General features: G+C 28.7%; 20 protein-coding genes and 1 riboswitch. Of the genes, 12 read left to right on the forward strand and 8 right to left on the reverse strand.

The genetic code is table 11. The features are described 5' to 3' along the window. From lptC to AC5SL8_RS00520, 3 genes are read right to left on the reverse strand one after another with little or no spacing between them, the layout of a single operon-like run. Nucleotides 1-576 carry an LPS export ABC transporter periplasmic protein LptC gene (gene lptC / locus AC5SL8_RS00510; RefSeq protein ID WP_494580038.1) on the reverse strand — a complete coding sequence of 192 codons (576 nt, stop codon included), beginning with the start codon at nucleotides 574-576 and terminating at the stop codon, nucleotides 1-3. Continuing rightward, nucleotides 577-1,557 carry a KpsF/GutQ family sugar-phosphate isomerase gene (locus AC5SL8_RS00515; protein WP_494580040.1) on the reverse strand — a complete coding sequence of 327 codons (981 nt, stop codon included), beginning with the start codon at nucleotides 1,555-1,557 and terminating at the stop codon, nucleotides 577-579. After that, entirely contained in the window at nucleotides 1,545-2,156 is a 612-nt protein-coding gene (locus tag AC5SL8_RS00520) for a ribonuclease D (RefSeq protein WP_494580042.1), read from the reverse strand. The genes AC5SL8_RS00515 and AC5SL8_RS00520 overlap by 13 nt, the downstream gene beginning before the upstream one ends. Nucleotides 2,157-2,172: 16 nt before the next feature. Between AC5SL8_RS00520 and AC5SL8_RS00525 the strand changes: the two genes are divergently transcribed. Further along, nucleotides 2,173-3,141 (forward strand): complex I NDUFA9 subunit family protein, encoded by a 969-nt coding sequence (locus tag AC5SL8_RS00525; RefSeq protein WP_494580044.1) that lies wholly within the window; start codon nucleotides 2,173-2,175, stop codon nucleotides 3,139-3,141. A 161-nt stretch (nucleotides 3,142-3,302) separates the two neighbouring features. Here AC5SL8_RS00525 and AC5SL8_RS00530 read toward each other — a convergent pair whose 3' ends face one another. Then, complete coding sequence (locus AC5SL8_RS00530) at nucleotides 3,303-3,803, reverse strand: GcrA family cell cycle regulator (RefSeq protein WP_494580046.1); 501 nt, start codon at nucleotides 3,801-3,803, stop codon at nucleotides 3,303-3,305. A gap of 124 nt (nucleotides 3,804-3,927) precedes the next feature. Between AC5SL8_RS00530 and AC5SL8_RS00535 the strand changes: the two genes are divergently transcribed. Genes AC5SL8_RS00535 through argF form a run of 3 tightly spaced genes read left to right on the forward strand, consistent with a single transcriptional unit; the run spans nucleotide 3,928 to nucleotide 6,842 of the window. Next, complete coding sequence (locus AC5SL8_RS00535) at nucleotides 3,928-4,740, forward strand: ABC transporter permease (protein ID WP_494580047.1); 813 nt, start codon at nucleotides 3,928-3,930, stop codon at nucleotides 4,738-4,740. 3 nt (nucleotides 4,741-4,743) lie between these two features. Next, nucleotides 4,744-5,910 (forward strand): aspartate aminotransferase family protein, encoded by a 1,167-nt coding sequence (locus tag AC5SL8_RS00540; RefSeq protein WP_494580048.1) that lies wholly within the window; start codon nucleotides 4,744-4,746, stop codon nucleotides 5,908-5,910. A gap of 2 nt (nucleotides 5,911-5,912) precedes the next feature. Next, complete coding sequence (argF, locus tag AC5SL8_RS00545; protein ID WP_494580050.1) at nucleotides 5,913-6,842, forward strand: ornithine carbamoyltransferase; 930 nt, start codon at nucleotides 5,913-5,915, stop codon at nucleotides 6,840-6,842. Here argF and AC5SL8_RS00550 read toward each other — a convergent pair. Next, nucleotides 6,834-7,373 (reverse strand): c-type cytochrome, encoded by a 540-nt coding sequence (locus tag AC5SL8_RS00550; RefSeq protein ID WP_494580051.1) that lies wholly within the window; start codon nucleotides 7,371-7,373, stop codon nucleotides 6,834-6,836. The two genes, argF and AC5SL8_RS00550, sit on opposite strands and share 9 nt — an antisense overlap. Before the next feature lie 104 nt (nucleotides 7,374-7,477). Between AC5SL8_RS00550 and kdsB the strand changes: the two genes are divergently transcribed. From kdsB to recR, 5 genes are all read left to right on the forward strand, one after another. Beyond that, complete coding sequence (gene kdsB, locus AC5SL8_RS00555) at nucleotides 7,478-8,218, forward strand: 3-deoxy-manno-octulosonate cytidylyltransferase (RefSeq protein WP_494580053.1); 741 nt, start codon at nucleotides 7,478-7,480, stop codon at nucleotides 8,216-8,218. Nucleotides 8,219-8,222: 4 nt separating this feature from the next. Continuing rightward, a complete protein-coding gene (locus tag AC5SL8_RS00560) occupies nucleotides 8,223-9,053 on the forward strand; it encodes a prephenate dehydratase domain-containing protein (RefSeq protein ID WP_494580054.1) in 831 nt (276 codons plus the stop codon). A gap of 142 nt (nucleotides 9,054-9,195) precedes the next feature. Next, nucleotides 9,196-10,884, forward strand: a complete 1,689-nt coding sequence (dnaX, locus tag AC5SL8_RS00565) for a DNA polymerase III subunit gamma/tau (protein ID WP_494580056.1) — start codon at nucleotides 9,196-9,198, stop codon at nucleotides 10,882-10,884. Then, a complete protein-coding gene (locus AC5SL8_RS00570) occupies nucleotides 10,877-11,194 on the forward strand; it encodes a YbaB/EbfC family nucleoid-associated protein (RefSeq protein WP_494573275.1) in 318 nt (105 codons plus the stop codon). The genes dnaX and AC5SL8_RS00570 overlap by 8 nt, the downstream gene beginning before the upstream one ends. Before the next feature lie 4 nt (nucleotides 11,195-11,198). After that, nucleotides 11,199-11,795 carry a recombination mediator RecR gene (gene recR / locus AC5SL8_RS00575; protein ID WP_494580058.1) on the forward strand — a complete coding sequence of 199 codons (597 nt, stop codon included), beginning with the start codon at nucleotides 11,199-11,201 and terminating at the stop codon, nucleotides 11,793-11,795. A gap of 1 nt (nucleotide 11,796) precedes the next feature. On the opposite strand, the gene AC5SL8_RS00580 is transcribed toward recR, so the two are convergent. After that, nucleotides 11,797-13,983 (reverse strand): malate synthase G, encoded by a 2,187-nt coding sequence (locus tag AC5SL8_RS00580; RefSeq protein WP_494580059.1) that lies wholly within the window; start codon nucleotides 13,981-13,983, stop codon nucleotides 11,797-11,799. Nucleotides 13,984-14,066: 83 nt separating this feature from the next. Further along, a riboswitch (glycine riboswitch) is annotated at nucleotides 14,067-14,153 on the reverse strand. Nucleotides 14,154-14,242: 89 nt separating this feature from the next. On the opposite strand from AC5SL8_RS00580, the gene AC5SL8_RS00585 reads away from it, so the two are divergent. Next, complete coding sequence (locus AC5SL8_RS00585) at nucleotides 14,243-15,349, forward strand: acetyl-CoA carboxylase carboxyltransferase subunit alpha (protein WP_494580061.1); 1,107 nt, start codon at nucleotides 14,243-14,245, stop codon at nucleotides 15,347-15,349. Here AC5SL8_RS00585 and secA read toward each other — a convergent pair. Continuing rightward, nucleotides 15,344-17,908 carry a preprotein translocase subunit SecA gene (gene secA, locus AC5SL8_RS00590; protein WP_494580063.1) on the reverse strand — a complete coding sequence of 855 codons (2,565 nt, stop codon included), beginning with the start codon at nucleotides 17,906-17,908 and terminating at the stop codon, nucleotides 15,344-15,346. The genes AC5SL8_RS00585 and secA overlap by 6 nt on opposite strands. Nucleotides 17,909-17,973: 65 nt before the next feature. On the opposite strand from secA, the gene argJ reads away from it, so the two are divergent. Both argJ and AC5SL8_RS00600 read left to right on the forward strand, forming a co-directional pair. Beyond that, nucleotides 17,974-19,275, forward strand: a complete 1,302-nt coding sequence (argJ, locus tag AC5SL8_RS00595; protein ID WP_494580064.1) for a bifunctional glutamate N-acetyltransferase/amino-acid acetyltransferase ArgJ — start codon at nucleotides 17,974-17,976, stop codon at nucleotides 19,273-19,275. 41 nt (nucleotides 19,276-19,316) lie between these two features. Continuing rightward, nucleotides 19,317-19,745 carry a DUF1178 family protein gene (locus tag AC5SL8_RS00600; protein WP_494580066.1) on the forward strand — a complete coding sequence of 143 codons (429 nt, stop codon included), beginning with the start codon at nucleotides 19,317-19,319 and terminating at the stop codon, nucleotides 19,743-19,745. Here the strand turns inward: AC5SL8_RS00600 and ubiG are convergent. Beyond that, complete coding sequence (gene ubiG / locus AC5SL8_RS00605; protein ID WP_494580067.1) at nucleotides 19,742-20,464, reverse strand: bifunctional 2-polyprenyl-6-hydroxyphenol methylase/3-demethylubiquinol 3-O-methyltransferase UbiG; 723 nt, start codon at nucleotides 20,462-20,464, stop codon at nucleotides 19,742-19,744. The genes AC5SL8_RS00600 and ubiG overlap by 4 nt on opposite strands. Nucleotides 20,465-20,511: the final 47 nt, after the last annotated feature.

Consider the following 20,511-nt stretch of genomic DNA (forward strand, 5'->3'; position numbering starts at 1 on the left):
TTATTTTTTAATAATTTTTACTTTTTTAGTATTTTTCTCAAATATTTTAGAGTTTTTTGTTATTAAATCAATTTCTATCTTATCAGCAAAAAGCTCATAATCTAAACCTTTATAATTCACATTTTCATATAACCATGCCAATTTTTTTTGGAAAGACAAGTCCATATTATCCGAAAAAATTTTATGATCTAAATATTTTAATTTCACTTTTTTATTAAAATTTGTTTCATAGTTTGAGGTATTGTATCTTGCTGATAATGAATTTATATGAATGGTATCTTTATTAAATATTTCAATTTTTGCTGAAACATTTTTCATTATAATAATTTCAGAATTAGCAACATTCACTTCTCCATACTCAGAAAAAATATAATATTTATTACCATTAATGTCAGTAGTTTGATAAGTTAAATCTTTTATTAGATTATTATTTGTTTGTAGATCTTTAGAGTCCAAGTTATCATTTGGTAAGATTGTTGAGACGTTATTTGATGAAAAATATTTATAATAAAATAGAAACATAATAGTAAAAAAAATTATAATGAATATAATTTGAATTATTATTTTATATTTCATTTATTCAATGTTCGCTTGAAGAATATTATGAATGTGAATTATTCCAATTGTTTTCCTATTATTTTTTTTATTAACGCACAAGCTTGTTATTTTCTTTTCATTCATAATTCTCAAAGCTTTTGCTGCCAATGTATCTATATTAATTGTTATAGGATTTTTAGTCATAACCTTTTTAACATTTAATTTATGAATATTTGAATTATTTTGACCTATTCTTCTAATATTTCCATCAGTTATTATCCCAATTGTGTTACCCTTTGAATTTTTTACAACTAATAAGCCAAGTTTCTTTTCTGTTATTATTTTTAGAGCATTAGCCATATTTTGATTTTCATTTATGAAGGGTATCTTATCCTTTGTCAGCATTAAATCCCCAACCGTTTTTAGTTGAGCGCCCAAGCTTCCAGCTGGATGAAATCTTGAAAAATCAAATTTACTAAATTTTTTTTTGTTTAAAGTTGCTATTGATATGGAGTCTCCTAGTGCCAACTGTGCAATAGTACTTGAAGTTGGAACTATAGATAGGCCTGCTTCATTAACCTCAGGTATTAGCAGTTTTATATCTGAAGCCTTGTATAAGATAGAATTTTTCTTTGAAACTATTCCAATTAATTTTATTTTATTTCTATTTGCATAATGAATTATTGGTTTTAGCTCTTCTGTTTTTCCAGAATTACTTATTAGGATAAGAACATCTTTTTTGGATATACTGCCCAAATCACCATGTAAACAATCGTTAGCAGATACACAAAATGAAGGTGTTCCTACAGATGAGAGAGTAGCTGATATTTTAGCCGCTATTAAACCACTTTTTCCAACTCCACACAGAATTACTTTTGATTGGCAATTTGTAATAGCCTCAATGGCTTCATTAAAAGAACTATCTATTGAGGTCTTCAACTTTTTTAGAGCTTTTATTTCTAAGTCTATTACTTCTTTTGCAATTTTTTTATAATTTTTTTTTTTATCTAGTGAGCCCATATATCATCTTTGAATAAAGCTAAATCAAGATCAACTCTTGTTTTTAAAAATTTTAAGCAATCATTGTATAAATCAATTCGTTTTTCTCTAACTAGAATTTTATTTAACTCCCCATGTATTTTGTGCAAATAAATAACATCATTAGCACAATATTTAAGTTGAGCAGGTGATAATTCACCACCAAAATCTGAACTTTGAAATTGTTTGCTAACATCAATATTCATAAATTCTTTAATTAAAGTTTTAAGAGAGTGACTATCTGAATAAGATCTAGCTAGTTTTGATGCAATTTTTGTATCTAGAATATTTTTAGTTTCTGTTTTTAGATAATGTTTAATATGCGCTATATCAGCTCTTCCATAATGGAATATTTTTGTAATCTTTTCATTTGATAGCACTTTATTTAAATTAGGTGCAATATAGTTTTTTCGGTCTAGCTGAATTATATGTGCATCTGAATTACCAGTTGATATTTGTATTAGACACAAGGGATCACGCTTAACGTTCAGCCCCATAAACTCTCCATCAACAGCAATAATATTGCCTAAATCTAAATCTTCTGGTAGATCCCCTTTGTGAAGTTTAATATCAATATTCATTTTTAAATATATATATATGAAAGCAAAAAATTGTCTAATCTTTGGCGGCAGCGGTCAAATAGGTAGACATTTAATCAGAAAGCTAACTAAAAATAATTATAAAGTAACTATTGTTACTAGAAACCTTCATCAAAAAGGCTACATAATTAAAACCCAAGCCAATGCTGGATACATTGACATTGTTGAAGCTAATATTTTTGATGAAAACAAAATAAGAAAATTATTTTCTAAAGCTGACATTTGTATAAATTTAATAGGCATTTTATATGAAAGTGGAAAAGGCAATTCATTTAAAAATATTCATTCTATTTTTCCATCTATTTTAGCTAAGCTTTGTAAGGAATATAAAGTTAATCAATTTATTCATTTATCAGCATTGGGCATTAATAAAGCGACAGACTCAGAATATGCAAAAAGTAAATTAGAGGGTGAGTTCAATATTCAAAAAAATTTTCCTTTGGCTACAATATTAAGACCTTCAGTTGTTTATTCAGTTGACGATAACTTTACAACAAGTTTTATGACCTTATTAAGCAGACTTCCATTTTTCCCACTTTATTACAATGGTGACACTAAATTTACTCCAATACATTGTTCTGACTTAACTGATATAATTTATTATATTATTTCAAAAAATATTCATTCAAAGATAGTGGAATGTGTTGGGCCTGAAACTTTTACTTTAAAAGAAATTCTCAATAAACTATTAGTATTAATTAATAAAAAAAGGCTCTTAATATCCATGCCTTTATTTGCAGCTAAAATATCAGCAAAATTTTTTCAATTATTCCCAAAACCATTATTGACAATAGATCAATTGACTCTTTTAAAATATGACAATATTCCTTCAAGCAAATATCAAACTAATTTTGATTTAGGAGTACCAAGTTCAAAAATATTTGACCAAGAAGTTGAAAAGTATTGTTATATGTGGAGGGAAGGTGGTCAATTTTCTACAAAAAAATATAGACCCAGTAATTCTTAATAGAAATTAAAGCACTAAAACATTATAATTTATTGATCGTGATCAAAATAATTTATTTATTAATATTTTTAATTTTTTCATTCTTAATCTATTTAATTGTTAAATCTCTTATTAGAGGTTTAGAGGGTAAAAAAAAAATAAAAAAAAAATTTTAAAATACGCTAAGCTGTATTTATTTTCTTATCAACATATTGAGGAGCCTCCTCATCTTTGTCACTCACAGGCTCTTCTTTTTTTCCTTTTGGTTGATAGGCATAAAGTAAGTGAAGTTTACAATATGAAAAATCTTTTAAAGAAGATCTGCCACAGAAATAAAAACTCTCTTCTTCTGGGTGCCCAATAGGCCACTTACATGAACTTTCGTCTAGTTCTTCTAGTTTTTTTGGATTTTCAGGCTCAAAGTCTTTTTCAATTATTAATGATTTAAATTTACTTTTTCTTCCTCTTTTTTGCTTTGAGTTATTTTCTTCTGAGTTATTATCATAATTTTGAACTGAAGAAGCATTACGAGTTTTGATTTTCGACGATAGGTTAAGTCTGTGTGCTTTACCAATAACCGCATTTCTGCTGATACCACCAATTATTTCAGCAATTTGACTTGCTGTACTTCCTTTGCCCCAAAGCTCTTTTAATTTATCGACTTTTTCTTCTGTCCAACTCATAATCTATATTTAGTATGTTAATTAATTCTAATAACTATATACAGATCTCACGAGAATTAAAAAAAAACAATAAATATTTTTGTTTTGTACACAAGTTTTTTTTAAAACCTATAAATGATTACTTATGGTTGAATTGAATAAAAAATATCAAATTGGTGTAAAGAAATTTGGTCTTGTTAATTGGATTGGTTTTAGAAGTTTGTGGCTTAAAGAATGCAATAGGTTCATGGCAGTTTGGCAACAAACATTACTATCTCCACTTGTATCCAGTCTTTTATTTTTATCAGTATTATCTTTGGCACTAGGAAATAATAGGGGAGATGTTCTTGGTTACTCATTCATTAGTTTTCTAGCCCCGGGATTAATTGCTATGAGCATTTTAACTCAATCATTTAGTCATTCAGTTTCATCATTAATGATAGGAAAAATTCAAGGAAATATCGTAGATATGCTTTACGCACCCTTGTCTGCATTTGAGGTCACAATGGCAATAATACTTGCAGCTCTCACAAGAAGTTTCTTGATTGTAATCATTTCAATCGGAGTTTTTTCTCTGATAGTTGAAATACCTATTAATAATTTTTTATATATTTTTATATTTGGTTTTTTAAGTGCATTTATTTTAGGAAGCTTGGGCTTTATAACAGGACTATGGGCTGAAAAGTTTGATCATACAGCTACAGTAACCAACTTTGTTATTACCCCTTTAAGTTTTTTATCAGGAGTTTTTTATTCAATTGATAAGCTTCCACAATTTTTTCAAACCATAAGTCATCTTAATCCTTTTTTTTATATGATTGATGGTTTTAGGTATGGTTTTTTAGGAAGGTCTGATGGATCAATAAGCATAGGTTTAATATATTTATTAATACTAAGTATTTTAATGTGGTATGTAGCTTTTTTTCTTTACAAAAAGGGTTATAAAATTAAATCTTAATAAATGAGCGCTTTAGCAAAAAACTATAACAGAAGACCTATTTCATTTAAATATGGAAAAGGTAGTTTTTTATATTCAACTAATGGAAAAAAATACTTAGATTTTGTTCAGGGCATTGCAGTTAATTCTTTAGGACATGCTAATCCATATTTAATAAAGGCAATAAATAAACAATCAAAAAAATTATGGCATATATCAAATGCATTCATAATTCCTGAGGGAGAAAGATTAGCTGAAAGATTAACAAAAAAAACTTTTGCTGATTTTGTTATTTTTCAAAACAGTGGAGCTGAAGCAACAGAAGCAGCAATCAAGGCTGCCAGAAGGTATTTTTACTCAATAGGGCAACCTTCAAAAAACAGAATTCTTTGTATTAAAAATTCATTTCATGGCAGAACATTAGCAGCAATCTATGCTAGTGGATCAAAAAAAATGACTGAAGGGTTTGGACCTAAAGTTGAAGGATTTGATCATTTTGAATTTGGAAATCACAAAAATTTAATGAACTCTATTACAAAAAAAACAGCAGCTATAATGGTTGAAACTGTTATGGGCGAAGGAGGTATCAAAGCAATACCAGATTGGTGCCTAAAAGAGTTGAGAAAAATTTGTAATAAGAAAAAAATTTTATTAATTTTAGACGAGGTTCAGTGTGGCATAGGAAGATCTGGAAATTTTTTTGCTTTTGAAGACTCAAAAATTAAACCAGATATAGTACCAATAGCCAAAGGCATAGGAGGGGGATTCCCTCTCGGTGCACTTTTGATGAATAAAAAAGTTGCATCAGGTATGACAGCGGGCACTCATGGATCTACTTTTGGAGGAAATCCACTGGCAATGTCTGTTGGGAATGCGGTATTAGATCAAATATTTAAAAAAGGATTCCTTAATAATGTTAAAAAATTATCAAAATATTTTAATAAAGAGTTAAATGAAATTAAAAAAAAGTTCCCTAATATCATTAAAGAGGTAAGAGGAGTTGGTTTACTTATTGGATTACAATTGTATGGGGATCAGACAAAATTTATTCAAAAGTTAATGGATAATAAGCTTTTAACAATCCGGGCTGGGGAAAATGTAGTGAGAATATTACCACCACTCAATGTTAAGAAACAAGAAATAGATTTAGCTATAAATATTATTAAAAAAGTTTGTTCAACTTATAAATAATAATGAAACATTTTATCTCTCTTAAAGACATTCCAGCAGCAGATCTAAGAAAAATTATTACTGATGCCAAAAAAAGAAAATTAAAAAGAAAAAAATTTAATACTTTAGATGTGGATAAAGACCAACCTCTAAAGGGTAAATTACTCATTCAAATGTTTGAAAAAGCAAGTTTAAGAACAAGATTAAGTTTTTATCTAGCAATAAAACAATTAGGTGGGGGAACCATAACTCTTAGAGCAAATGAGTTGCATCTTGGAAAAGGTGGTGAAAGTTTAGCAGATACTGCAAAAATTTTATCAACCTATGGAGATGGTTTTATGTTGAGAACTGATAGTGATAAAAAAATTGAAGAATTTAGTAAATATTTAACAATGCCTGTTATTAATGGTTTGAGTCCTTCATCTCATCCAACTCAAGTTCTTTCAGACATTTTTACAGTCGAAGAGATAAAGAAAAAATCAATCTCAAAATTAAATATTTGTTGGGTTGGAGATTCAAACAATGTTTTAAATAGTTTAATAGCAGCATCAGCTAAGTTTTCATTTAAACTAAACATTGCTTGTCCGAAAAATTATGAACCTAAAAAATTTGTAATTGATTGGGCAAAAAACAACAAAGGTAAAATTTTCATTTTTAATGACGCTAAAAAAGCTGTTAAAAATGCAGATGTGATTTTTTCAGATAAGGTTATCTCACTAAATGACAATGTAAATAAAATGAATAAGATTAGAGCTTTTAATAATTTTAAGATTAATTCTAAATTAATTAGTTTTGCAAAAAAAGATGCAACTTTTTTACATTGTCTTCCTAGAGGTAAAGAAGTTACCGATGAAGTTTTTTTAGGGAAAAATTCAGAGGTTTGGTTACAAGCACTCAATAGAGTTCATGTTCAAAAAAGTATTCTTTTGTATTGTTTTGAAAAATTAAGGTAAAGGTATTGGGTTATCACTATTTTGATTTAGGTATTTGATAACAGAAGCTCTATCTGTTTCTTTTCTTAAACCAGCATAGGACATTTTTGTTCCCTTAAGGTAAGAGGCTGGTTTTGTTAAAAAACCATTTAGTTCTTCAAATGACCATTGTTTTTCATACGTCGCTAACGCTTTAGAATATTTATAATCTGATACATGACCAACTTTACTTCCAACTACACCATAAAGTGCAGGTCCAATTTTGTTAGCTCCACCTTTTTCAATAGAATGACAAGCTGCACATTTTTTGAATATTTTTTCTCCAGCTGCCACGTCTCCTAGTGCCATGATAGCAACTATATCAATCTTTTCTTCCACTTCAGAAACTTGTGTTACTAAAGAAGTAGACTGGTTTTCAATCTCGACTTGATACCCTGGATTTTTTGGTTGTTTTACATGAAAAACACCATCGGCAAGTTTACCTAAGCCAATGACCAAAAGAGCAACCAATAGAATTGAAGCAATTATTTTATTTAACTCAAACGAATCCATATATATTTAATTAATTTTGCAGATATAACATGATAATAAAAAAAAAACTCAAATTTTAATTTTTAATTTTGCGTCTAACAGACGCACAAGTTACAGGTTTTATAATGGTTAAAACATTAATTTTAATTCCTTCAAGAATGTCAGCATCCAGATTACCTGGAAAGCCTCTTTTAAAAATTAATAATTTATCAATTATTTCTCATGTTTTTAAAAGAGCTGTGGAGGCCAATATTGGTGATGTGGTAGTTGCAACAGAAGATCAGGAAATATTAAAGGATGTAACTAAGAATGGTGGAAAGGCAATTTTAACTGGTAGTCATCATAAAACTGGTACAGATAGAATTTTTGAAGCTTATAAAAAACTTAATCTAAAAAATATTGATTACATATTGAATCTTCAGGGGGATGAACCTGATATTGATAAAAATGATATCATAAATTTAAATAATTTTATGATTAACAATAATTCAGCGATTGGAACATTGGCTGCAAAATTAAAAGATGATGCTATGCTCGAAAATGAAAATGTTGTTAAAGTTTTTACAGAAAAAGAGATAGTAAATAATAATTTTCCATTAGCAATAAACTTTAGTAGAAAAAGTATGCCTTCAAGTAATTTAAATGTTTATCATCATATTGGAATATATTCATACAAGACAAATATATTAGAAAAATTTATAGATTTAGATCAAACTATAAATGAAAAAAAAAATAGATTAGAACAATTAAGAGCGCTCGATAATAATATAAAAATTAATGTAGCTTTAGCAAAATATTCTCCTATAGGAGTCGATTCAGAAGAGGATTATCTGGCTATAAAAAAAATTATGGAATATAAATCATAATAGAATGAGAAAAATATATTTTCAGGGAACTTTTGGAGCTTACTCACATTTGGCAGCTTTAGAAATAGATCCAAATTCAAAAATTATTCCATGTAAAACATTTGATGAATGTTTTTTAAAAGCCTCATCTGAGACAGATTCTAGAATAGTAGTACCAGAGTCAAATCGTATTACAGGAAATATTGGAATAGAGTACTTAATTTTTAAATACAGACTAAATATTTACGCCGAATATTTTCAAAAGATTGAACATAATTTATTAGGACAGCCTGATAGTAAGCTAAGTGATATTAAAGATGTGTTTTCTCATGCTCAGGCGTTATCTCAATGTTCAAAATTTATAAAAAAGAATAACTTTGTTGAGCATGTTCGAGCTGACACAGCGGGATCTGCTGAAAATATTTCAAAGAATAAAATTAAAAGCGAAGCAGCAATAGCATCATCATTGAGTGCAGAAATTTATAATTTAAAAATACTTGCTCCCAATATTGAAAATGAAAGTGGAAATGCAACTCGGTTCTTAATTATGGGAAAGGAAGTTTCACAGCCTAATTTTGAAAATAAAAAATACATAACCTCTTTTTTATTTAAACTTAAAAGCAAACCTGCTGCCCTCTATCAGTCGTTGGGAGGTTTTGCTATTAATGGTGTTAATCTTACAAAGCTTCAAAGTTATCCAGAGCAGAATTCATTCGAATCTTATTTTTTTCTATGTGATTTAGATGGCCACATAGAAGATACAAAAGTTCAAAAATCTTTGGAGGAATTGGGACTTCATTGTCAAGACTTTCACGTGCTAGGTGTTTTTGAGGCTGATAAATTTAGAGAAAAATAACCTAGAAACTTTTCTTGTAGATTAGAAAACATTACTGCTATAATAGTTTTGGAGGCTAGAGGTGAATGCTGCTTGAACCCGACCAGATCTTAACGGAAGCAGTCGTAGAGACAGTTTTTCAGGTTCTAGTCTCCTTAAAAAAATGAATAAAAATACAAAAGTTTTAGCTTTAAAATATAGACCTCAGACATTTGATGACCTTATAGGTCAAGATGTGGTGGCAGAAACTATATCAAATTCAATTAAGGCTAATAAAGTTCCAAATGCTTACCTTTTCACAGGAATTAGAGGAATTGGAAAAACTACCACAGCAAGAATAGTTGCAAAGTCTTTAAATTGTTCAAATGGCACTGATAACCTATGCAAAGAAAATTTTTGCGAAAATTGTACTGCAATTTCAAATTCAAATCATATTGATGTTTTAGAAATGGATGCAGCAAGTAAGACAGGAGTTGATGATGTAAGGGACCTTATTGAATTCTCAAGGTATGGTCCAACTACAGCTAAATATAAAATATTCATAATAGATGAAGTTCACATGCTCAGCAAACAAGCATTTAATGCTTTGTTAAAAACATTAGAGGAGCCGCCAGAATATTTAAAATTTATTTTTGCAACAACTGAAATAAAAAAAATTCCAATTACAGTAGTATCACGATGTCAAAGATTTGACTTATCTAGAATTAAATCATTTGAATTATTTAATTTTATTAAAGAAATTAAAAATAAAGAAAATGGCAATGCATCAGATGATGCACTTAAATTGATTGTTAAAATTTCTGAAGGGTCAGTTAGAGATGCCTTATCATTACTTGATAGAGCATTACTGACATTAGATGAAAATAGAGAATTAGATTTAAGTGCTGCTCAAAAAATATTTGGTTATTTCGATAAATCACAACTAATTACTTTGTTTGAACTTATATTTGAGGGCAAAGAAAAAGAAGTTTTAAACACTTACAGGGAAATATACAATCAGGGAGTTGAGCCTAAAATATTTATAAATGATTTCCTAGAATTACTTTATTATTTTAAAAATATTAATTCATTAGATATTGATGGAACAAATTTTTCTTTAAATGATGAAGAATTTAAAAAGATTCAAGAAATCTCAGGAAAAGTTAATAATGAAACTTTAATATTATTTTGGCAATTTACAATTAAGACTTTGGAAGAGCTAGATATTGTTTCTAATCAACATTTATCTATGGAAATGTTTTTAATTAGACTGACACATTTAAAAGAAATGAATAAGCAAGTATTAGATATTGATGACGAAGAAGCATCTCAAAAAACTGAAAAAGTTAATTATGCCTCTTCTTTACAAACAAAAGATGATGATGATTTGTTTGGGATAAAAGACAAAGCAGAAACAATAGGTCAAATGAAAAATATTGTTCAAGAAAAAGATATAAAAATAAAAGATGAGGGGAAAGAAATTAAACTACAGACAAAACTTTTAAATTCATTTGATGATCTATTGGAATTATGTTCATCTAAAAAAGAAATTAAATTAAAATATGAATTAGAAAAGAATGTTAACCTTGTAAGTTTTGAAAACAAAAGAATAGAAATTTCTTTTAATGAAGATCTTGATAAAGATTTTATCAAAGACTTGTCTTTAAAACTTTATGAATGGACAAACGAAAGGTGGATAATAACATTAAGTAAAACAAAGGGTCAGCCATCTAAAAAAGAAGAGGAAGTAAATTTAAAAAAAGAGTTAATTGACTCTGTAAAAAAATCTTCAATTTATAGGGATATTTTACAAAAATTTCCTGATGCTGAGCTAATTGATATTAAGCAAAGAGATAACAAAAAAAATGACTGATTTTACAAAAATTTTAAATAAAGCTAAGGAATTAGAAGCCAAAATGAAAGAGAGCCAGGAAAAAATTAAAAATATTCAGGCTGAGGGAACTTCAGGTTCCAACTCAGTAAAAGTTATACTAAATGGTGAAAACGAAATGATTAAAATAAATTTATCTGATGAAGTTATGAAAGAGGATAAAGTTATAATAGAAGACCTAATCGTAGCGGCTCACAATAATGCAAAATCAGAACTAAAGTCTAAAACATCTGAGGAACTTTCAAAATCCACAAGTGGATTTGACATTCCTGGTTTTAAATGGCCACTTTAATTCAATGCAAAATATTAGTGAAATAGATGAATTAATTAAATTAATTGCTAAGCTTCCAGGTTTAGGTCCTAAATCTGCAAAAAGAATTGTACTAAAACTTATAAACAATAGAGATGAGTTGGTTAAACCAATGGCCAATACATTAGCTCAGGTTTATAAAAATGTAATTAGATGTCAATCTTGTGGAACTTTAAAATCAAACTCTGACGGTTGTAATAATTGTGAAAATACAAAAGAGAAATATAACAAAATATGTGTTGTTGAAGACATAGCTGACCAATGGTCTATAGAAAATTCAAATATTTTTAAAGGATATTTCCATATTCTTGGTGGAACAATTTCATCTGCTGGTCAGAGAAAAGAAGACCTTTTAATTAATTCATTGGTGGAGAGAGTTATTAGAGAAAATATAGAGGAAGTTATATTAGCCACAAGTGCAACTGTCGAAGGTCAAACAACAGCTTATTATATCCAAGATAGTCTTAAGCAAACTAAAACAAAAATAACAAAACTAGCACAAGGTCTGCCAGTTGGGGGTGAGATAGAAAGTCTGGATGATGGAACTTTATATTCTGCCTTTAAAAATAGATCAGGAATTTAAACTAATTCTGACTAGACTTTTTTAACAATCTGTTTAGATGTAGTAAAGGCTCTGTATATCCAGAGGGCTGTTCTTTTCCTTTAAAAATTAAATCACAAGCTGTTTTAAACGCAACCGATTGATCAAAATTATCAGACATCATTTCATAGCTACCTTTTCCAGAACGAGTATAAGCGCCATCATTCTTATTTTGATCATCTACAATCTTTGCCATGTTTTTCATAATTTCTATTACTTGTTCCTTAGAACAAACACCATGATGAACCCAATTAGCAATGTGTTGAGATGAAATTCTTAAAGTAGCTCGATCTTCCATTAATCCAACATTATTAATATCAGGTACCTTTGAACAACCAACGCCATGATCAATCCATCTCACAACATATCCCAATAGAGTTTGTGCAGAGTTTGCAATTTCAGAATTTATTTCATCAACAGACCAGTTTGGTCTATCAGCTACTGGAATCGTTAAAAGATCATCTAACTTTGCAGCCTGTCTTTTCTGCAATTCTTTTTGTTGATCAAAAATATTTATTTCGTGATAATGAAGAGCATGAAGAGCTGCTGCTGTAGGAGAAGGTACCCAGGCACAATTAGCTCCGGCTTTAAGATGGCCAGTTTTTTGCTCCATCATATCTTTCATCTTGTCTGGCATGGCCCACATACCTTTACCAATTTGTGCTACACCCGAAAAACCACACGCAAGTCCTACATCCACATTGTTATTTTCATATGCATTAATCCATTTCGAAGACTTCATATCTCCTTTTTTTATCATTGGACCTGCTTCCATTGATGTATGCATTTCATCACCAGTTCTATCTAAAAAACCTGTATTGATAAAAAATACTCTATTTTTCAGAGTTCTGATGCACTCTTTAAGATTGGACGATGTTCTTCTTTCCTCATCCATTATTCCAATTTTACATGTGTATTTTTCCAATCCTAAAACTTCTTCAACTTTAGTAAAGATTAAATCTGTAAATGCAGTTTCATCAGGACCATGCATTTTTGGTTTAACAATATAAATGGAACCTTTTCTAGAATTACTTTTTTTTTTAATATCGTGAAGGCAAGCTGCTGAAGTTATAAAGGCATCCATAATACCTTCTGGTATTTCAGAACCATCTTTTAAAGTGATTGCTGAGTTAGTCATAAGGTGTCCAACATTTCTTATCAATAACAAACTCCTTCCATGTAGTTTTAATCTTTTTCCATCTTTAGAAATATAACTTCTGTCAGGATTTAATTTACGTTCATATGTCTTTCCATTTTTTTCGAAAGTTGATTTTAAATCACCCTTCATAAGTCCAAGCCAATTACGATAACAAATAACTTTGTCATCAGCATCAACCGCAGCAACACTATCTTCATTATCACAAATAGTTGAAACTGCAGCTTCAACAATAATATCGCTAATTTTAGCAGGATCTTGTTTAGAACTAAAAGCATTTGGATCTATAATTATTTCTATATGAAGATTATTATTTTTTAAAATTATTGCTGAAGGGTCATTGGCCTCTCCTCTATGACCAATAAATTTATCTTTATTTTTTAAAGATGTTTCAGCATTATCTTTTAATATTGTTAAAGAACCATTATCAATTTTAAACCCTGTAATATTATGCCATTCAAAATCTTCTAGAGGAAAATATTTTTTTAAAAAGTCTCTTCCATATCTTATAACCATTTCCCCTCTTAAAGGATCATATCTTTGATGGGCACTATCTTCAGATTGTTCAATTATGTCTGTGCCATACAAACTATCATATAAACTCATCCATCTAGCATTTGCAGCGTTCAGTGCATATCTTTCATTCATGATTGGAACTACTAATTGCGGTCCAGCAATACTAGTTATTTCTTCATCAACGTTATTTGTTTGAATTTTAAAATCTGGACCTATTTCTTTTAGATAATCAATTTCCTTTAAAAATTTTTTATATTCTCCTAAATTTATTTCATTGCCTTTATTAGCAATATGCCAATTGTCTATTTTTTTTTGTAAATCCTCTCTTATTTTTAATAGTTCTTTATTTTTTGGGGCTAGCTCATGAACTGCTTTGTCGAAGCCTTCCCAGAATTTTTCAGAAGAAATATTTGTATCTTTAAGCAATTCTTCATTAATGAAGTTAAGTAATTGATTAGAAACTGATAGATTGTGTATTTTTGTATATTGTTCTTTCATAGCACCCTTGATAATTACCCCATCTGTATTTTTGCCTGAGAGTTTTGCTCCATCGGCGAGATTTAATCTCTTTCCAGAGTGTTATGTTTTTATCGGTCCTTTTGCCTGAGAGTTTCCGGGGTGGTTGCTCCTTCGGCGCTATTTTTATTAGTCTCTCCCGATTTATTTAAGAGTACCTTTAAACAAGATTATGTCAAATATAAATTATTTAAAACATTTTATTGCCTTTTTTGTTAATTAAATATTAATAAAGTTGTTTATGAAAAATTATTTAAACTTTGAAACAGATATAAAAAATCTTGAAAATGAATTAGAAAAACTAAAGGATCCATATAATCAAGATGGGCTATCAGAAGTAGACACAAAAAAAATCTTACAATCACAAAAAGAAATAGATGAAAAGTTACAAGAGATTTATTCAAATCTAGATCCTTGGCAAACAACTTTAGTTGCAAGACATGAAGATAGACCTAAAGCAAAATTTTTTATAGATAATTTATTTGAAGATTTTATTTCATTGTCTGGAGACAGGTTTTATGGAGAAGATAAATCAGTAATAGCTGGGTTTGCAAAGTTTAATGAAAAATCAGTTTTGGTTATTGGACAAGAGAAAGGTGACACTCTTGAAACTAGGATGGAAAGAAACTTTGGAATGATGAGACCTGAGGGTTATAGAAAAACAATTAGATTAATGAATCTGGCAAATAAATTTAATATCCCAATAATTTCATTTGTTGATACCCCCGGAGCATATCCTGGTGTTGGAGCCGAGGAAAGAGGGCAGGCAGAGGCAATCGCAAAATCAATTGAATGTTGCATGTCATTAAATGTTCCAACTTTAGCTGTTGTAATTGGTGAAGGTGGTTCAGGAGGAGCAATAGCACTAGCCTCATCTAATAAAGTTATTATGTTAGAAAATGCAATCTATTCAGTTATATCTCCAGAAGGATGTGCAACCATTTTATGGAGAGATCCAAAGAGAACCTTAGAGGCTGCAAAAGCAATGAAATTATCATCAAAAGATCTCCTTGAACTAAAGGTAATTGATGAGATCGTTGCAGAACCAATTGGTGGTGCACACCGAGATAGAGATTTAATTTTGGATAACGTTAGAAGATCAATCACAAATAATTTGAATGAATTTGAGAATATGAGTGGAGAAGAAATTTTTAGCCATAGAAAAAATAAATTTTTAAGCATTGGAAGAACAAAGGGCTTTGTAAGTCAACCAGATAATCTAAGTGCACTAAATATGAAAAAAAATAAGCTTAATAGCTTTATTGAAAAATTTTTTAACTTTAAGATTTTTTTATCAATATTTGTTGCAGCAATTGTTTTGTTTTCTTATCTGGTTTTTTTTCTATAAAGCGCCACAGCAATTTTTAAATTTTTTACCAGTGGCTTCACACTTTTCGTTTCTTGATAGTTTTTGATCTTTTTTTTGTATCAATAAACATTTGGGGTTATTCGAAATTTGCTTCTTAATAGGTTTAATTGTATTTTCACTTGGCTCTTGAACTATTTTTAGATTCATTAAAATTGTAACAAAATCAATTTTTAATTTATTCAGTAAATTTTCAAAAAGATAAAAAGCCTCTTTTTTATATTCAACCAGGGGATCTTTTTGACCATAAGACCTTAGGCCAATAACTTGTCTTAATTGTTCAAGATATTGGATATGAGATTTCCAATTTAAATCAATGCACTGAAGTAAAATTCTTTTTTCAATTTCTTTAGCCTTTTCTTCATTAAGCATATTAATTCTCTCATTTCTGGCTTCGATAAATTTAGAGTCTATCTTTTCCTTAAATTCTTTATCATTTAAATTTACAAGATTTTCAAATTCATCATCATTTACGCTTTTTCCAACTAGAGTTTTTAGTTGATTGTTGAATTCATTATTTTTAGTTTTTGATATTTTTTGAGATTTTAAAGAAATAAGATGATTTATAATCTCTAATAAAAATTCATCAGAATAATCAAAAACTTTTTCATTATTCATCACATTGTTTCTTTGAGAAAAAATAACGTGTCTTTGATCATTCAAAACATCATCAAATTTTAATAAGTTTTTTCTTATATCAAAGTTTCTTGCTTCAACTTTTTGTTGTGCACGCTCAAGGGCTTTATTTATCCAGGGATGATCGATACTTTCACCATCTTTTAGCCCCAGTTTTTGAAGAATATTATTCATAGACTCAGAACCAAAAATTCGCATCAGATCATCTTCTAAACTAACATAAAATATTGAGCTACCTTCATCACCTTGTCTCCCAGCTCTTCCTCTTGCTTGGTTATCGACTCTTCTTGATTCCATTCTTTCAGTACCAATTACAAATAGTCCACCAAGTGATTTAATTTTATTTTTATTTTGCAGTAATTCCTCATCAGGCTGACCACCTTTCTTACCACCCAACTGAATATCAACACCTCTTCCTGAAATACTTGTTGTAATTATAACTGAGTTCATTTTTCCAGCATTTGCGATGATTTCAGCTTCATTTTCATGATTTTTTGCATTTAATACTACATGTTTAATTTTTTTTTCATCTAATAGTTTAGAGTAGATTTCAGACTTGTTGATGCTTGAAGTGAAAACTAAAATTGGCTGACCTTTTTCATGACATTCTAAAACTTTATTTATAATTGCTTTATTTTTTTCTAATTCAGTTCGAAAAATTTGATCATTCCAATCTTTTCTGATCATTTCTTTATTAGTAGGGATAACAACTACTATTAAATTATATATTTCAAAAAATTCTTGAGATTCTGTCACAGCTGTTCCTGTACATCCAGAAATTTTCTCATAAAGCTTAAAATAGTTTTGATAAGTTATTGATGCAAGGGTTTGATTTTCAGCCTGAACATCTATTCTTTCTTTTGCTTCAAGTGCTTGATGAAGTCCATCACCATATCTTCTGCCTTCTAATATTCTGCCTGTCAACTCATCAATGATTTTTAAAGAGCCATCTCTTACAATATAATCTCTTCCTTTTTCAAATAAATGATTAGCCCTCAAAGATTGATTCACATGATGTACGAGACTTAAGTTTTCAGGATCATAGAAATTATTATTTTTTAATATTCCAGCATTTAAAAGTATTTTTTCAATATTATTAATTCCTTCATTTGTTAATAGTATATTTTTATCTTTTTCATCTATCTCATAATTTTTAGGAGTAAGTTTTTTAACTAATTTATCAATAGCAAGATATTGTTCAGTTTTATCTTCTGCAGCACCAGAAATTACAAGTGGTGTTCTAGCTTCATCAATTAAACAAGAGTCAATTTCATCAACAATTGTATATACATGGCCTCTTTGAACCATTTGGTCCTTGGATAATTTCATATTATCTCTCAAGTAATCAAAGCCAAGCTCACTATTAGTTGCATAGGTTACGTCAAAATTATAATTCTTTTTTCTTTCATATTCATCTTGGTCATTATTGATGTATCCAGATGTTAGCCCAAGAAAATGATAGATTTCCCCCATTTCTTGCGAATCTCTTTTTGCTAGATAATCATTTACAGTAACAATGTGCACACCTTTGCCGTTTAGAGCATTTAGATAAGCGGCCAAACTGATAGTTAATGTTTTTCCCTCTCCAGTTCTCATCTCAGCTATCTTGCCTTCATGAAGAATAATACCCCCTATTATTTGAACATCATAATGTCTTTCATTTCTCGTCCTTTTAGATGCCTCACGTACAAGTGCAAAAGCTTCAGGTAAAAGACTATTTATATCTTCTCCATTACTTAATCGTTTTTTAAGTTCTATTGTTTTTTTAGGAAAGTCTTCATCAGGAATATCTTTAATATTGTCTTCAAAAGAATTAACTTTTTCAACAATCTTTGCAACTCTATCAAGCTCTTTTTGATTGCTTGATTTAATGAATTTTGAGATAAAATTTAAAGGATTAAGCATCTTATTTTATGATATATAATTAATTACAGCTTTTAATATAAGTATTAAATAAATATTTTAAATATATGCCAATGAATTTAAAAAACTTTGTAAACTCATTAGCTTCAAGGTCAAAAATGCAAGACTTTCAAGATTTAGACCATATAGATGGAGTTTCAATTTCAACAATTTCTGCAAATTTATACAACAAACCAAGAGATGATCTGGTTATGTTTTATTTTAGAGATGGAGCAAATTATGCATCTGTTTTCACACAATCTAAAATAATATCAGAAAACATAAAATGGAACTTAAATATAAAATGTAAAAAAATAAAGTCACTTTTGGTAAACACTAGAAATGCCAATGCATTCACAGGATCTGAAGGCTATAAGGCTCTAAAAGAAATAGCAGAAGAACTTTCAATACAGCTCTCAAAAAAACAAAATGAAGACGAAGATTTCCCCAAAAAAGTATTGGCAAATGAGATACTTTTTAGTTGTACTGGTACAATAGGTGAAAAATATCCTACAAAAAAAATAAAAAGCAATATTTCAGAATTAATAAAAAAAATTAGATACACTCAGAATAAATCAATTTGGATAAAAGCAGCTTTAGGAATAATGACAACAGATTTAAAACCAAAGCTTGCAATGGAAGAGTGTAAAATTGGTGATAAAAAAATAAAGATATATGGAATTGCAAAAGGTTCAGGAATGATTTTTCCAAATATGGCTACAACACTAGGCTATATTTTTACAGATGCAGATCTTTCAAATGATGTCTTAAGCAAATTGTTAAAAAAAAATATTGATACAACATTTAATGCAATTACATGTGATGGTGATACCAGCACAAATGATATGGTTTCAATATTTTCAACTGGTAAAGTAAAAAATCCAATAATTAAGAATATTACAGATAAAAATCTTTATAATTTTGATAAAGCTTTACACTCAGTATTATTAAATTTATCCAAAAGAATAGTTGCAGATGGAGAGGGTGCTACTAAATTTATATCAATAAGTGTTTTAAAATCAAAAACTCAGAGTGATGCAAAATCTGTAGCTTTTTCCATTGCAAATTCTAATTTAGTCAAAACAGCCATTGCTGGAGAAGACCCAAACTGGGGAAGAATAATAATGGCAATTGGCAAATCAGGAATAAATTTTGATACAAATAAATTATCAATTAATTTTGGCGATATAAAAGTTGTAGAAAATGGAAAAATTTTTAGTAATTATAATGAAAGTCAAGTTGCAACATACATGAAGAGCTCAACAATAGATATCTCGATTAGCCTGAATTCAGGATCAAAATATTTCACAGCTTACACTATGGATTTAACAAAAAAATATATAGAAATTAATGCAGATTATAGAAGTTAATTTAATATTGAATTAAATAGTTATGTTATTATCTATAAAGTATGATCAAATATAAGCTTGCATGTAAAGATTGTGAAATAACTTTTGATAGTTGGTTTTCAACTTCTAAAGAGTATGAAAAACTTAAAAAGAAAAAATTTCTCAATTGTCATATTTGCAACTCACCAAATGTTGAAAAGACTTTGATGTCACCGAATGTACTAATGTCTAAAAAAGATATTGGTATTGATACATCAAGCCAAAAATATAAAGATATCAAAAAAACAATAAATAAATATCAAGAATTTATAAAAAAAAATTTTCAATATGTTGGTGAAAATTTTGCTTATGAGGCTAGATCTATCCACTATAAAGATAAAAAATTTTCTAAAGGAATTTATGGCACTGCTACCAAGGAAGATATAAATGAATTGAGAGAAGAGGGAATAGAGGCCGAGGTAATTCCCTGGATAAAAGAAAATACTAATTAAGTTTTAATAAATTTCGTAATATAATTTACTGAAGTATCATCACTGACCTTCCAGCTATTATTTAATATATTAAATTGCATACCATCTAATTTTTTTAATAATAGTTTATTTCTTTTTGAAATCTCTGTTAAATCCTTAGGCTTTACAAATTTTTCCCAATCATGTGTCCCTATTGGAAGCCATTTTAAAACATATTCAGCGCCAATAATTGCAAAAATATATGATTTTAATGTTTTATTTAATGTAGCAACAAACATTATACCGTTTTTTTTTAATAATTTAGAACTCTCTTTAATAAAAAAATCTATATCATTAACATGTTCAACTATTTCCATATTCAAAATCACATCAAATTTATTTGTAGTTTTTAATTTTTCAGGTGAGCTAACTTTATAATCAATTTTAAGTTTATTTTTTTTTGCATGAAATTTAGCAACTTCTATATTTTGTTTCGAAGCATCTATCGCAGTTACATCAGCACCCAATCTTTGCATTGGCTCAGATAACAAGCCACCTCCACAACCAATGTCTAACAATTTAATATTCTTTAAAGGTTTATCTAAGTCTTTAATTTTGAAATCTTTAATAATATTTTCTTTTATATATTTAATTCTTATAGGATTAAAATTGTGCAAAGGTTTAAATTTTCCATCAGGATTCCACCATTCTTCGGCAATTCTTGAAAATTTTTCTATTTCTTTTTTATTTATTGAATTCATAATAGATAACTTGTGGACATAACAATTAAGATGTATTTTATCAAATA

This window comes from Candidatus Pelagibacter sp. PS_41, assembly GCF_059417725.1.